Origin of the sequence: Vulcanisaeta distributa JCM 11217, from assembly GCF_001316005.1 — an archaeon.
Lineage (GTDB): Archaea > Thermoproteota > Thermoprotei > Thermoproteales > Thermocladiaceae > Vulcanisaeta > Vulcanisaeta distributa_B.
Map to the genome: position 1 here is coordinate 249,585 of NZ_BBBJ01000002.1, position 14,435 is coordinate 264,019.

The 14,435-nt window shown below is 45.7% G+C and carries 16 protein-coding genes and 2 pseudogenes; 15 read left to right on the forward strand and 3 right to left on the reverse strand.

What is annotated here, in order from left to right; all coding sequences use genetic code 11:
* Window positions 1-22: 22 nt before the first annotated feature.
* The 8 genes and pseudogenes from JCM11217_RS13390 to JCM11217_RS13410 all read left to right on the forward strand — a co-directional run bounded on the left by JCM11217_RS13390 (window position 23) and on the right by JCM11217_RS13410 (window position 7,697).
* The gene (locus tag JCM11217_RS13390; protein ID WP_243678201.1) at window positions 23-217 is read left to right on the forward strand and encodes a hypothetical protein; all 195 of its coding nucleotides are present in this window, start codon (window positions 23-25) and stop codon (window positions 215-217) included.
* Between the two features lie 11 nt (window positions 218-228).
* Complete coding sequence (locus JCM11217_RS13395; RefSeq protein WP_243678202.1) at window positions 229-579, forward strand: alpha-amylase family glycosyl hydrolase; 351 nt, start codon at window positions 229-231, stop codon at window positions 577-579.
* A 135-nt stretch (window positions 580-714) separates the two neighbouring features.
* A complete protein-coding gene (locus JCM11217_RS13400; RefSeq protein WP_243678203.1) occupies window positions 715-1,452 on the forward strand; it encodes an alpha-amylase family glycosyl hydrolase in 738 nt (245 codons plus the stop codon).
* A 177-nt stretch (window positions 1,453-1,629) separates the two neighbouring features.
* The gene (locus tag JCM11217_RS03390) at window positions 1,630-2,853 is read left to right on the forward strand and encodes an extracellular solute-binding protein (protein ID WP_243678204.1); all 1,224 of its coding nucleotides are present in this window, start codon (window positions 1,630-1,632) and stop codon (window positions 2,851-2,853) included.
* A gap of 8 nt (window positions 2,854-2,861) precedes the next feature.
* A complete protein-coding gene (locus tag JCM11217_RS13405) occupies window positions 2,862-3,047 on the forward strand; it encodes a hypothetical protein (protein ID WP_243678205.1) in 186 nt (61 codons plus the stop codon).
* A gap of 15 nt (window positions 3,048-3,062) precedes the next feature.
* Complete coding sequence (locus JCM11217_RS03395) at window positions 3,063-3,962, forward strand: sugar ABC transporter permease (RefSeq protein ID WP_054842048.1); 900 nt, start codon at window positions 3,063-3,065, stop codon at window positions 3,960-3,962.
* On the forward strand, window positions 3,959-4,837 hold the full coding sequence (locus tag JCM11217_RS03400; protein WP_054842049.1) for an ABC transporter permease subunit: 879 nt from the start codon (window positions 3,959-3,961) through the stop codon (window positions 4,835-4,837). Before JCM11217_RS03395 ends, JCM11217_RS03400 begins: the two co-directional genes overlap by 4 nt.
* A 1,421-nt stretch (window positions 4,838-6,258) precedes the next feature.
* A pseudogene (locus tag JCM11217_RS13410) lies at window positions 6,259-7,697 on the forward strand (hypothetical protein).
* A 39-nt stretch (window positions 7,698-7,736) separates the two neighbouring features.
* Here JCM11217_RS13410 and JCM11217_RS03410 read toward each other — a convergent pair.
* Both JCM11217_RS03410 and JCM11217_RS03415 read right to left on the reverse strand, forming a co-directional pair.
* Complete coding sequence (locus tag JCM11217_RS03410) at window positions 7,737-7,940, reverse strand: hypothetical protein (RefSeq protein WP_054842050.1); 204 nt, start codon at window positions 7,938-7,940, stop codon at window positions 7,737-7,739.
* 6 nt (window positions 7,941-7,946) lie between these two features.
* Entirely contained in the window at window positions 7,947-8,126 is a 180-nt protein-coding gene (locus JCM11217_RS03415) for a TRASH domain-containing protein (RefSeq protein WP_054842051.1), read from the reverse strand.
* A 55-nt stretch (window positions 8,127-8,181) separates the two neighbouring features.
* Between JCM11217_RS03415 and JCM11217_RS03420 the strand changes: the two genes are divergently transcribed.
* The 7 genes and pseudogenes from JCM11217_RS03420 (at window position 8,182) to serS (ending at window position 13,663) form a co-directional block, all read left to right on the forward strand.
* Window positions 8,182-8,478 carry an MTH1187 family thiamine-binding protein gene (locus tag JCM11217_RS03420; protein ID WP_054842052.1) on the forward strand — a complete coding sequence of 99 codons (297 nt, stop codon included), beginning with the start codon at window positions 8,182-8,184 and terminating at the stop codon, window positions 8,476-8,478.
* Window positions 8,479-8,486: 8 nt separating this feature from the next.
* A complete protein-coding gene (locus JCM11217_RS03425; RefSeq protein ID WP_054842087.1) occupies window positions 8,487-8,945 on the forward strand; it encodes a YkgJ family cysteine cluster protein in 459 nt (152 codons plus the stop codon).
* A 244-nt stretch (window positions 8,946-9,189) separates the two neighbouring features.
* Window positions 9,190-9,621, forward strand: a complete 432-nt coding sequence (locus tag JCM11217_RS03430; RefSeq protein ID WP_243678206.1) for a 2-oxoacid:acceptor oxidoreductase family protein — start codon at window positions 9,190-9,192, stop codon at window positions 9,619-9,621.
* Between the two features lie 126 nt (window positions 9,622-9,747).
* Window positions 9,748-10,028 (forward strand): annotated as a pseudogene (locus JCM11217_RS03435) (4Fe-4S binding protein).
* The gene (locus JCM11217_RS03440) at window positions 10,029-11,249 is read left to right on the forward strand and encodes a pyruvate ferredoxin oxidoreductase (RefSeq protein ID WP_054842053.1); all 1,221 of its coding nucleotides are present in this window, start codon (window positions 10,029-10,031) and stop codon (window positions 11,247-11,249) included.
* Between the two features lie 5 nt (window positions 11,250-11,254).
* Window positions 11,255-12,160, forward strand: a complete 906-nt coding sequence (locus JCM11217_RS03445) for a 3-methyl-2-oxobutanoate dehydrogenase subunit beta (RefSeq protein ID WP_054842088.1) — start codon at window positions 11,255-11,257, stop codon at window positions 12,158-12,160.
* Between the two features lie 45 nt (window positions 12,161-12,205).
* Window positions 12,206-13,663, forward strand: a complete 1,458-nt coding sequence (gene serS, locus JCM11217_RS03450; protein ID WP_243678207.1) for a serine--tRNA ligase — start codon at window positions 12,206-12,208, stop codon at window positions 13,661-13,663.
* Here the strand turns inward: serS and JCM11217_RS03455 are convergent.
* Complete coding sequence (locus JCM11217_RS03455) at window positions 13,618-14,373, reverse strand: helix-turn-helix domain-containing protein (protein ID WP_054842054.1); 756 nt, start codon at window positions 14,371-14,373, stop codon at window positions 13,618-13,620. The two genes, serS and JCM11217_RS03455, sit on opposite strands and share 46 nt — an antisense overlap.
* Window positions 14,374-14,435: the final 62 nt, after the last annotated feature.

Here is a 14,435-nt window from a genome sequence, read left to right on the forward strand (position 1 = left end):
TCGTATTTTTGCGGTTGGTTTAATGCCCATCACCGTATTTAGGAGTGGCGATCTTTACTTCATTAGATTTTCAATAAATAGACGCCCTAGGAGGGCTGCCTTCGTCATTGGTAATTTTACAGCATTCATGAAACCCATCGAGCTTGAATTTTGCGGCTTTGACTACTGCGCATATGTCTCATTACCCCCCCAGGTAAATATTACTATAGGTACTTAATCGATGGTGAGGTGGTCCTCGATGATGGCCCTACGGAGAACGGGTTTAACGTGCTTAAGCTCAGCGGCCCTGTTAGGAGGATTCGTGAGAGTAGGCGTAGGTTGTTCAGGGCTATTTACGGCATTTTCGTTGATAGGTTTGGGTGTAAGAGGGAGGGTGGTCCTAGGGATAGGCTTGGTGGTGATTTATACTTCATTATAGACAAACTTAGTTACATTAAGTCCATGGGCTTTGATGCTATTTATTTAACGCCGGTCTTTAGGGCAATGTCTTACCATAGGTATGATGTTATTGATTATCTAAATGTTGATGATGACCTGGGCGGTAATAAGGCATTTAAGGAGCTGCTGAGGAGCTCATGACCTCGGTATTAAGGTCATACTGGACCTGCCCATACATCATACAGGCTCCGACCACCCAGCCTTTAAGTCCGCCTTAAGCGTGACCAGGAGTATTCCCGTTGGTATTATATCTATAATGGAGATTATGAGAAGTTTATGGATGTTAAGAGGATGCCTAAGCTTAACATGAAGTTCGCCGGTGAGTGGGTTAAGGGCATAGTACTTCATTGGGCGTTGATGGGTGTTGATGCCTTTAGGATTGATGTTGGTGCCGGCATACCACCCTGGTTTTTGTGGGACCTGAGGAACTTCATCAATAAGCCGTTAATTGCTGAGGTCTGGGGGGGTGATCCATTCCTATGGAGGAATGCCGTTGATGGCGTCATGAATTATCAGGTCTGGGAACCATTAATTAAGTTCCTACATGGTGAGGTCAGTGCTGAGGATTTTGCTCAAGTACTTAAGAGACAATTAAACGTATTACCAAAACACTTCCTAATCAATTCCTGGCTCTTTGTGGATACACACGATACGCCAAGGACAATAACGATATTTAACGGCGATATTGAGAAGTTTAAGGCAGCGTTGGTATTCACATACACCTGGATTGGGACCCCCCCAATGCTCTATTACGGTGATGAAATTATGCTTGAGGGAGGCCCTGACCCTGATAATAGGAGGTGCATGGATTGGAAAAGAGTCAATGGTCCCAACACCCTTCATGAATTCATAAGAAGACTCTCAAGATTAAACCTATTGCCCAGGCGCGTAACGGCTGATTCAAGTGAATTGACTTACTACGATGATAAATTCGAGGTTAGATTAAGTAATGAACCAAGGAAGTACAGTGGTGGTATCATAAGTGGCGACTACTTCATTATTAAGGGTAGATGACTCGACAAGAATTATTGGTACTTAACGGTCATTAATAACTGCATATTAATGGGTATACCTAGGTATAAACATATAGATAAATATCTAAGTTTTGTCTTCTTTATTTATGGACATTCATGAATTATATAAATCAATCACGGTAATGCTTTTAAACCTATTCATAATACCTGAATGCGTATGAACAAGCTTGGACTATCCACAGGGGGGGCTATAATAGGCATAGTCGTTGCCGTAATAGTCATAATAGCCGCAGTGGTGGCCGTGTTTTACCTATACAAACCCTCAGCACCAAAACCAACAACGCCACCCGGCTTCGTAATACCAATAAGTGACTTCACACCACAAAATGTGTATAGCCCTAGCTTCGCACAAACCTTCTGTTCTAAGGTCGGTAATGTAACGATAACGGTGTGGGACACCTACAGCGTTAGCGAGAACCAAGCATTCAACGCCTCACTGGCATCCTTTGAGCAGTTATACCCATGCATACACGTTGAGGTTACCTACGGCGTGGGTATCGCCACGAGCAACTTCATATCAGCAGCGAAGGCCGGGCAGGCACCTATTGTCTATAGGGACACGAGTGATGATGCTGGTAAATTATTCGCAGCAGGCCTACTGCTTAACCTAAGTGAGTATCTGCCGCCATCAGTTTTTGAGCAGTACCTACCCACGGCCGCCCAAAACTTCTACTTAAACACGCCAAGTGCCCATGGTTATTATGGCTTACCTGATAACATAAACTACATAGTCATGTTCTACAATAAGCAATACATAACATCACCACCAAACACCACTGACCAACTAATTAATATGTGCCTTCAGGTCAACAGTACGTACACGTGTGGTGCATTGCCTATGGCGTCGGCTCTGAGTGGGGGCTATAGGTTCGCCGCCTGGTTCGCCGGCTTTGGTGGGCAGATATTCGGCCCTAACAACATGCCGCAACTCAACTCAAGCGCCATGGCTAACGCCCTGGAATTCTGGTACAACTTAACGTACGACCTGCACATAAATGCTCCAGACATGAACCCAAGCCTTGAAGGGCAGTTATTCACAAGCGGGCAGGCTGCAATAATATTCGATGGTCCATGGGATTTAGGTACGTACTTCAAGGCTCTTGGCTGCAACCTGGGTGCCGCACCACTACCCGTGGTTAGTCAGACTGGCCTACATGCGAGCCCGTTAATAGGTAGTACTGGTTGGGTTATCGCGGCGCCGCAGGCAAGTGGCGCCACGCCACAGCAGTTGGAGGCTGCGTTAGTATTCATACTATATATGACAGGGCCACAGGCAGAACTTAACCTGTGGAATTACGCCCATGACATACCTGCCAATCTGCAGGCTTATAACACAGCGGTTAGTCAATTGAAGGCTGGGCAGTTAACGCATCGTGCCTAAACGACATTATGGAGGGCATATTCGCCCAGGCCCAGTATGGCCAGAAGTTCCCCAACATACCCGCAATGGCTTACTACTGGCCGGCATTCCACCAGTACGCGACTGCCTACTTCGCTAATCAGACGACTGCCCAAGCCGCCGCCCAGGGCATGGAGCAATACATGCTCCAGCAGATGGCTCAGTCAAGCGGTTAAGTTAGGTGACTAATAATGGATCCCCCCCTTCAAAAACTAGATCGTGTCTTTATCCAATACCTTTACCTCCTCCCCCCCATCATTGCCATTGCATTATTCCTATTTCTATACCCGGTGGCTTACGCCGTGTATATATCATTTACAAACTTCGATCTTTATCACTTATTTTATTACACGTTTGTTGGATTAAGGATATATCAGGAAATATTAACTAGTAATACCTTTTATACGTTATTGTTAAACACGGTGATTTGGACAGTGGGTAGTTTAGTCCCGATGGTGGTTACCGGATTCATACTGGCCCTAATACTTAATCAAAGGGATATTAAGGGTAGGAATGTATTCTTTACGTTACTCCTAGTACCCTGGGCATTTCCTGCATACATCTCATTAGTAATTTGGTATGGCATGTGGAATTACGAGTATGGAATCGTCAATAAATTCCTCGGCTTATTTGGAATCCCACCAATTAACTGGTTAACATTCACAAACACCGCCTGGGCTGCGTTAATACTAACGAACCTGTGGTTATCATTCCCATACTACACGGCGGTCTTCCTATCAAGCCTACAGAGCATACCGAGTGAATTATACGATATTGCCGTGGTTGATGGTGCCAACGCATGGCACAGGTTTAGGTACATAACACTACCCCCCCTAATGAGGAGTGCCATAGCCTTCGTCAGTGTTGGTGGCTTCGTTTTTACATGGAATAATTTCTACCCAATATACATACTGACTGGTGGTGGCCCAGGTATATCAACTGATATATTAATTGTTTATACGTACCAGGAGGCATTCTCATACGGCTATTACAACATTGCCGCTGCTTATTCCGTTATCTCAACAATAATATTGACGATAATGGCAATACTAATGCTCAGGGTTGGTAGGGTCCTTGAGGTGATAACATGAGTAGTAAGTATAGTCTGAAGAACAGGGTAGCTAATTGGGTTAGGCTTGGTATATCATACATAATACTCGCTATAGTGGCTGCTATAGCCGTATTCCCAATATACTACATAATAATCACTTCCGTAAATCCAATACCAACACTAGCCTCAATAACCCTACGCTCGCTCCTACCCGAGAAACCGTCCTTAGAGGCGTATTACTACATATTGTTTAAGGAACCATTCCTGCTATGGTTAAGAAATAGCTTGATCCTAGCGGCAGGTACGATAGCGATCACGGTTATTGTAGCCTTCATAACAGGGGGGGCTGCCCTATCTAGGTTTAACGTGCCTGGAAAGACCACATTAATGGTGACCATTTACGTAATGACATTCTTCCCATTCGCAGCGACAGCGCTACCCCTATACTTAATGTTTGCATCACTAGGAATGCTTAGAGGGTGGTCCACATACGTAGGGTTAATACTGGCCTATTCAGGTGGTACATCAATATTTAGTTCATACCTAGTTAAGGTATTCCTCGATAGGATACCTAAGGACTATGAGGAGGCTGCGTTAATCGATGGATTAACTAGGCCCGGGGGGGCATTCTTCAGAATCCTTCTACCAATGGCTAAGCCAATAATTGCATTTGTTGCGCTTCTCGCATTCATGGGGGCCTATACTGATTATGCATTAGCTAATGCATTCATAACACAGGGCAGCATGTGGACCCTGACCCTGGGCATGTATTACTTGGCCTTCGTGAATAGGGCAACACTGTATAACGTGCTTGCCGCGTTCTCCGTGCTCATGGGAATACCTATATTCGCAATATTCATTGCCTTCCAGAAGTACTTGGTGCAGATATACGCGATGGGCGGTGTTAAGGCATAAGGGATTGAAAATATTTAAAAGAATAATTGAAAAGAAAAGTTTAAATATCTAAGAAATACCCAAGTAATATGACAATTAAAATAATATACCCGTTAATTCTTTTACTAATAGTAGCAGCACTACTCGCAGCACCCATAACTCATGCTCAAAGTTCATGCCCATACGTAGTGTCCTTTAATGTGACACCAACGTCGGGTCCCGCGTACATAACGGTGGCAATAACAGGACTGCCGGAGGGCCATGAGGTCTATCTGCACTGGGGGGGTATTGAGCCGTACCCACAGGGGGGGCCCTGGTCAAGCGTTACTGACACACTAATGACTTGGAATGGAACCAGTTACGTAGCCACAATCGGGCCTTTCCAACCAGGTACTTGGGTTGCCTGGGTATTTCATGATGCAACCACAAATACCTGGATTAACTATCAATGCGTACCCTTCTGGAACTGGAACGTTGATGTTAATCCACCGAACCAGGGCTATACATGGGCCTACGTCTATCCAAACGGTTCAATATTAATAACCGTACTTGGCAGGGCGCCAGACAACATACTCCTCTGGTACGGCCTAACCTCAGGCCCTGGGAATGTTCCTTGGTACACCACGAGTGGTACGCCTGGCGCCATGAATGCAACAATGACGTTTAATCCACTCTGGGGGGGTAATTACTCAGTTATGATAGGTCCATTCCAGCCAGGGCAGTGGATCCAGTGGGTTTACTGGGATACAACGACTAATACTTGGCTACACTGCTCAGCTAACCTAATAAGCGGTACAGTAACCTGCACACCTAACGGGAACTTCGCAATACAGGACGTATACTCACCACTGGTATTCATAAACGCGACGTATAATAGGTATGTTTACCTGGTTGGACAGAACGCCACTGTCTACGTTCTTTTCCAAAATGAGTTTGGCAAGCCTGTTACGGTTAATATGACACTTACCGTAAATAATGAGGAGTTTAATTACTATGATGTAACGATAATGCCAGGTTACTACACTGTGGCGTTAAACTTCACCGTGAATATGCCGCAGGGTATATATACGCCTATGCTCACGGTGTATAGCCTGGGTACCGTGTTAACCCAGGCATCATTGCCGAGCCTCTACGTACTCAATACAACGGGTAAACCACCGCTCAGCCTAGTCATTGTTTGGAACATGCACCAACCACTTTACATCGAGCCAAATGGAACGTGGGAACAGGCCTGGGTCTTGCTTCACACATGCCATGACTTCCTATGGAATGGAACGTGGGTTGGCGCTTATGAATTACAGGCCATCCTACTCAATGAGTACAACGTGAGCGTTACCATAGACTTCACGCCAGTACTTCTATATCAGTGGGAGACAATACTGACTGAGGGTACGTTCCCATACTCACCGGTTTGGCCAAGCCCATCAACACTCAACGTAAACATGACCCAGTGCCTCGAGGCCATAAACTACACAATCAGCCTATATAGGGAGCTTGCCCAGGAGGGTAAGGTCGAGATTCTCACCGTGCCGTTCTACCACCCACTGCAGGCAATAATTTATGATAATGGTTGGCAGAGCGACTTATTGGCTCAAATACTCATGGGTGAGGAAATGACTGAGGAGGTATTCGGCGTTAAGGCAACTGGCGCCTGGACGCCGGAGATGGCATTCAATATGGCTTAGTCCACCTATACAATGAGACTGGCATTGAATTCACGATACTCGATGCCCAGGCGTTCCTGCCCTACGCAACGGTTGTTAGCGGTACCCCCCCATCACCCTATGGACCCATAATTGTTGAGGACTCAACTGGTGAGCAGATAATAGTACTGTTTAGGGACACAGACCTCTCCAACGCATTCTCCTTCGCTTACTTCAGTCAACCACCGCAGGTGACCGCCAGAGAATTGATTCATTACCTTGCCAGGATATACATGCAGAACCCAGGCGCTGTGGTCGTCGTAGCATTGGATGGCGAGAACCCACTAATTTTCAACCCAACCACGGGACCCGCTGATCTACAGGCCATTTACCAAGTACTCTCTGAGTACCAGGGTACCTGGTTCATAACGCAGACGGCTAGCGAGGCCATAGCCACCCACAAGCCCATAGCGGTACTGACTAATTTGCCCGAATCCTCATGGGCCCTAAACCTAAATAACTGGAATAATGGCTATCCAGGTAAGGTCGAGATCTGGCGTTCAGTTGCCTTGGCGAGGGAGTACCTTGTGGCGTTTACGAAGGCTGTGGGCATGCCAATATCGCCCGTGGTACCACTACCCTTCAACATAACGCCAAACTCAACAAACCCAATATACACACTGTGGAATTACCTATACGTTGCCGAGGGCAGTGACTGGACTTGGCAAACTGGTCCTCCGAACTACGGCCCAGCTTGGTTCCAGGAGCAGGCGTTAACGTACACGAGCGCCATAATCAATACCATAGAGAATTGGCTATCTGAAATTAAGCTTGTCAAGTACGTGGTTGAGGATGATGCCGTAGTACTGCAGATATACAATGGCTTGAACTACACATTATATGTAACGCTAGTGGTGAGTAATGGCACGTATGCAATTGCTAAGCCCATAGTGTTGATGCCTAACCACATAACAACAATACCCATTATAGGAATTGAGAATGCAACAATAGCCCAATTATACTCGCCAGTTACTGAGTACGAGCTTGGCGATCACCCAATACCGATTAATCAATACGGATTCCCACTGGTCACATTCACGCTATCTCACGGAAATTCACAGGCAGTATCAGCGATGCAAGGAGGATCTAATGAATTGATAACAAGCTTAATAGCAATTCTACTTAGTGCATCGGTTATAGTGATGATTATACTAATTCAGAGGGGCCTACTTAGGTGATTACCGTCAATAACAATACTTAACTTAAATTAAAATTAATTAAAATTGCTTTTCTTCTTTAACCGATTCCTTAGAAACTAATGAGTAGTACCTACTGAGTACTGGGCATCCACGGCCACCATTAAGGCAGAAATTAATGAACTTACTCCTACTTACCCTCCAGTCCTCAGGCGGCATGAGTATGCAACGCTCGCCATCATACGTCCTCTGATAAAAAACGCACCTATTCCCGCTGGATGACACAGTAGGTCACGGCGCACCAGCCTTATTTTTATTACTCCGGCTTAATTTCTTCTTCAATTTCCTCATACAAGCTTCACAGCATAGATAATACGTCCTCCTACCCCCCCTCCTATATATTGTTGGCACTGTTATGGGCCCACCGCAGTAATCACATACTAAACCAGCACTAACCAATTGCCTACTCATTAAGAAATTGCTTATAGTAAGTCTTAATAACAGACTTAAGCTTTAATTATTTTGTATGAGCGTAATCGTGGAGATAGCGGTTGATCCCATAGGAACTGGCTCACCGAGTGTTGGCGATTACATTAAAATCGCGATAGATGTGATTAGGAGGTCGGGTTATAAGTACGAGATTGGGCCCATGGGAACTTCAGTTGAATTACCAAGTGTTGAGGCGCTAGGTAAATTACTCCAGGATATCCACGACACCCTCTATAAAGCGGGCATTAAGAGAATTGTGACTACTGTTAGGATAGACGATAGGAGGGATAAGGCAATCACAATGGCTTATAAGGTTGAGAGAGTTAGCAGGTAGTTGTGGTTATGGTTAAGATACGCATTAAACTTGGCACTGTATTTGATGACCCTGAATTCTTCGAGGTTAAAATGAACTGTACTAAGTGCGGTAAGTGCTGCCTAAACACACAAATGGAACTCTTACCTGAGGATATCGAGAGGATAACTAGGCTTGGTTATAGGCTTACGGACTTCGCAGTATTTGATGGCGAGGTATGGAGGTTAAGGAATGTGGATGGGCATTGCGTCTTCTTTAATCCACAGACCATGCAATGCACAATATATGAGAATAGACCAATTGGCTGTAGATTATATCCATTGGTTTATGATGATGTTTATGGCCCATATATCGATAAAGAATGCCCTGCATGGAATACAGTAAGTCAGGGAGAGGTTAATAGGCTTAGCAGGTACTTACCATTATTCATAGCCAGGTCATACCAAACAAGTCAGTGGGTTAGATTGAAGTACGGTATTCGTTCCTGACAATTTTACTTAAGTAAATAACGCTCTAATGAATTATTACCAAAATATCTTTTGATGACACCATTATATTAATTTAGGTATGTTTTTAGATATGGTGGTGGTTAGTTTTATGTAATTCATAACTTATTTATTAAGTCATTTCAATAATCCTATGGATTTATATTTAACTATTTTTACCATTTAGAGATAAATAACCTACCAGAAGCATTTATAAAGCCCTAGTGCTTACGGTTCATGAGATAGTATGGCTGAGGTAACCGAATTCATAATCTTAGGCAGGGGTGGGCAAGGCGGCGTCACTGCCGCCAGGATCCTCGTGTCCGCTGCGCTCAAGGATGGTAAGTGGGGCCAGGCAATTCCTGAGTTTGGCGCTGAGCGTAGGGGTGCTGTTGTTAAGTCATATGCGAGGATTGCGGATAGACCGGTGCCATTGCATAGTAATGTTAGGAGGGCTGATGTGTTGGTGGTTCTTGTTTCAAGTGTCCTTGATCTAGTGAATGTTGATGATCTTATGAAGAGTAGGGACTCCATAATTATTGTTAATTCGCCATCACCAATAAGGACTGGGTATAGGACTTATTATGTTGATGCAACATCAATAAGTGAGAAGCTTGGGCTCGTGATTGCCGGCTGGCACATAGTGAGTACTCCATTATTGGGCGCGTTGCTAAGGTAACGGGTGTCGTGAGCCTTGACTCAATAATTGCCTCATTACCTGAATTTGTTGGTAGGGAGAATCTGGTTAAATTGAATGCTGAGGCCGTTAAAATGGGTTATGAGTTAGTCAGGGGGGGTGAGTGACATGAGCGTTGCCGAGAAATTAAGGGGGGGACTCTTACTGTCAACACCGGCGGAGGGTGCCGGTGGTAGGACTGGAACATGGCGTGTTTATAGGCCTGTGATTAATTATTCCAAGTGCACTAAGTGCGGTATTTGTTGGCTTTACTGCCTGAGAATGTTATTGAGTGGCTTGAGGATAAGAACGTCAGGATTAACTATGACTATTGCAAGGGCTGTGGAATATGCGCGGATGTTTGCCCTGTTAAGGCTATTGACATGGTTAAGGAGGGGGGGGTGGTGTGAATGAGCAGGCAGATATCTCTCGCGAGACAGGTTAGAAAGGTCTTGGTTGGTGATCACGCAGTTGCCGAGGCTGTGAAGCTGGCTAGGGTTAATGTGGTCTCGGCATATCCAATAACGCCGCAGACACTCATTGTTGAGAGAATCAGCGAGATGATTGAGAAGGGTGAATTAAAGGCTGATTACGTGAGGGTTGAGAGCGAATTTGCTGCATTGGCCACGGTATACGGCGCCGCCGCAGGAGGCGCTAGGGCTTTCACCGCAACCTCAAGCCACGGCCTATTCTACATGTATGAGATGCTTTGGTGGGCCGCAGCTTCAAGGGTCCCATTCGTTATGGCCGTGGTCACAAGGGTCGTTGGGCCACCATGGAATATACATGATGAGCACACCGATTTATTAGCCATTAGGGATAGTGGTTGGATAATCGGCATGGCACAGAATGTTCAGGAGGCATTCGACATGACATTAACGGCATTTAAGATAAGCGAAGATGAGAGAGTGTTGTTGCCCGTTGCGGTGGGCCTTGATGGCTTTATCCTAAGCCATACAGCTGAGCCCCCCCTTGATGTTCCATCACAGGAGGATGTCGATGCTTGGTTACCACCAAGGAACCCGAGGATTCCATATACCATTGAGCCTGGTGGTGAGGCCATTACAATGGGTAATTTACCAGGTAATGATGTATACCACGCATTACTCAAGAAGTATATGGATGAGTCCATGGAATCTGCGAAGAAGGTTATCGCAGAAGTTTATGACGAGTACGCTAAGTTAACGGGTAGGAGGTATGGACCATTGACCGAGTGCTACAGGTGTAGTGATGCTAAGTACCTGGCGATATCGATGGGTGCGTGGAGTGGTGATATAATGAACGCAGTTGATAGGCTTAGGGATGAGGGATACCCAATTGGATTATTGAGGATTAGGTACGTAAGGCCATTTCCAGAGGAGGATGTTACTGGGTGGATTAATGGCATGAAGGGCGTAATAGTGTTTGATAGGGACTACTCAGCAGGTATGGGTGGGGGGGTATTAGCCAGCGAGGTAAGTGGTTTCGTACCTAGTAACGTGTCCTTCGAAGGTGTCTTAGCCGGTATTGGCGGATTTGATGTGTCATCAGACGAGTTTAAGGCGATAATGAAGGAATTCATTGATAAGGTTGAGCGTGAGGGACAGGTGAGGATTAGGAAGTATTGGTATATACCGAAGATCGAGAGGTGATGGGCATGGTCACGATGAACGAACTACATAAGTATGGAAGGACAAAGTTCATAATGCCTGGCACAGCAGCGTGTCCCGGCTGCCCATTGCAAATCGGTATGAGGCAATTAGCGATGGCCCTGGATGGTAAGTTCGTCATGGTAATACCCGCTGGCTGCTCAAGTGTGATACCGGGCTCTGCACCATACACCGCATACACAGTGCCCGTACTCCACGTACCATTCGCATCAAGCCCGGCGGTGGCGAGTGGCATAGTTAGGGCTGTTAGGCAGAGGGGTAATAATGGACCTGTGGTTGTTTGGGCTGGCGATGGCGCAACCGCGGATATTGGATTTGCCACGCTAAGTGGCGCCGCCTATAGGAATGAGGATATACTCTACATAATGGCTGATAACGAGGCGTACATGAACACGGGAATACAGGCAAGCGGTACAACGCCCTGGATGGCTTGGACAACAACATCGCCGAGGGGTAAGACTGAGGATAAGAAGGATGTGGCGTTGATAATGCTCATGCACAAGGTGCCTTACGTAGCCACAGCAAGTATTGCCTACCCAATGGACTTCATCGACAAAGTTAGGAGAGCAATGCAGGTCAAAGGCTTTAAGTTCATACACCTCCATGCGCCATGCCCGCCTGGCTGGAAGATGGACGATGCATACACGATAAGGGCGGCTAGGCTCGCTGTCGAGACCGGTGCCTGGATTCTCTGGGAGTATAATCAGGGCAAGCTGACAATAAGTCCGCCAAGCCTTCCATATAAGGATAAGTCTAGGAGGAAGCCGTTGGAGGAGTACATAAAGATTCAGGGTAGGTTTGCGCACCTTAAGCCTGAGGATATCAAGATCATGGAGGAGAAGATAGATAGGCAGTGGGACTTAATACTCAAGTTGGCTGAGATTTTCAAATAATCATTTCAAATAAAATTTAATAATTATGCAAATCCTAGAACCGCAATGAGCTGGAGCTTATTGGATGCATTAAGGAATAAGCCAGACGTTGTCAGGGACTCACTTAAAAAGAGGAGGATGGACGTTAGCGTTGTTGATAAGTTCATTGAACTGGATAGTAAGTGGAGAAGCCTTAAGGCGGAGATCGATGAGTTGAGACATAGGCATAACGTAATCACTAAGGAGGTTAGTAAGTTGAGTGGTGCTGAGAGGGAGAAGAAGATAATGGAGGCTAAGGAATTATTGAATGAGATTCAGAAGAAGGAGGAAGAGCTAGATAGTATTGAGAAGGAGAGGGAGAGGGTGCTTAGGTCAATACCGAACCTAGTCCATGAGAGCGTACCTTACAATTGCCCAGAGGGTGTTGACTCAATACCAGTCAGGTTCTATGGAACACCCAAGGTTTGGGTTGGGCACATTAAGGAGTTTAAGGATCAAACGGAACGTTTTGGATTTAACGTGCCGTACGAAACCATTGATTGGAAGCCCATAGGCCACGCTGACATGCTCGAGGTCGTGCTTGGCATGGGTGATACACTTAAGGCAGGTGAGGTGGCTGGGTCTAGGTTTTATTACCTATTCGATGACTTAGTAATGCTTGACATGGCGCTGATTGCCTATGCCATTGACTATATGACTAAGAAGGGCTTCAGGCTCGTGCTCCCACCGTACATGCTTAAGTACGAAGTACTCTCTGAGGTCCTTGACATGGAGACGTTCAAGGACATGGTGTATAAGGTGGAGAATGAGGACCTATACCTAATTGGTACTGCCGAGCACCCAATAGCCGCATACTTAAGACGCACTGAGCTCCTTGAGGATCAATTGCCGTTACTATTCGTTGGAGTATCGCCAAGCTTCAGGAGAGAGGCCAGTGCAGGTAATAGGGATATGAAGGGTATCTTTAGGGTTCACCAGTTCCATAAGGTTGAGCAGTTCGTGTTTTCATTACCTGAGGAGAGCTGGAAGTGGCATGAGGAATTGATAAGGAATGCCGAAGAGCTGTGGCAAGGCCTTGGCCTGCCATACAGGGTAGTACTGCTTTGTGCCCATGATATGGGTAGGTGCGCCGCCAAGCAGTATGACCTTGAGGTTTGGATGCCGGCGCAGGGGGGGATGTATAGGGAGATGGTTTCATGCAGTAACTGCACTGACTGGCAGTCTGCTAAACTTGGAATTAGGGTTCTTAGGAAGGACATGAGGAGGGAGTTCGTGCATACTCTTAACTCAACGGCCATAGCGAGCACAAGAGCTATAACCGCAATACTCGAGAATTATCAAGAGCCCGATGGCACCGTGGTAATACCAAAGGTCTTAAGGAAGTACCTTGAAATATTTAGTAAGGGGGGCCGACCGACGCCATATATCCGAGGAAGAAGGTTAAGAGGGATGAAAAGGGTAACCCAATCATTGAGTAATCACCGCTGGAATATCTCTGCGTCATTCCATAGATTATTAAAGTAGGTTTTCGCTATATCAATTATGTAGTCCTGCCTTGAGAATAGGCTTATATAATCCACGCCATGCTTAATGATGAGGACCACACCACCAACACCAATAAAGCCGCCGCCGAATAGTTTATCCCTAACCCTAATGTGTATTCTGGGTGGAAGGTCTTTAACGTGATTAATAATATCGCGAGAAACCAACAGTCTTACTTCGTTATTACGTGATATATCCTCAACCATTGACAGTACTCTATGATCAAGCAACTCCATGTATGGGGGGGTCGCGACGTCAAGACTTCCGTAGCCCATGGATTTCATTATCAATTCCTTAGTACTATCAAGACCCCCCCTAACAACGTAAAGCAATTCACTTTGGGCGGTTACCCTACCCTTATAGGCTGATTCGTACATTAATTGTAACGAATCTATTAAGGGCTTTACTGAATTCACGTAGTCGGAGAACCTCTGGATTAATTTATTGAATATGTCCGTTGGTGATACGGCATAGAAAAGCTCAGGTCTCTTCTTATCATCAATCTCCACATAACCTAATCTATACAGCTTATGAAGTACTGAGTATACCTTGGATGATGGTATGTTCGCCTTCATCGCGACGTCTCTTGCGGTTAATGGGCCATTCTCTACAAGCGCTATGTACGCCTTTATGTCATAGCTCGTTAATCCTATGAACCTGGCGAGCTCCTGAAGCCTCTTCTCAATGCTCATACTAAAACACTTCTGAGAGTATCAATTGGTGACAAAGCTTTTAAATAATTAACCCTCAAGTT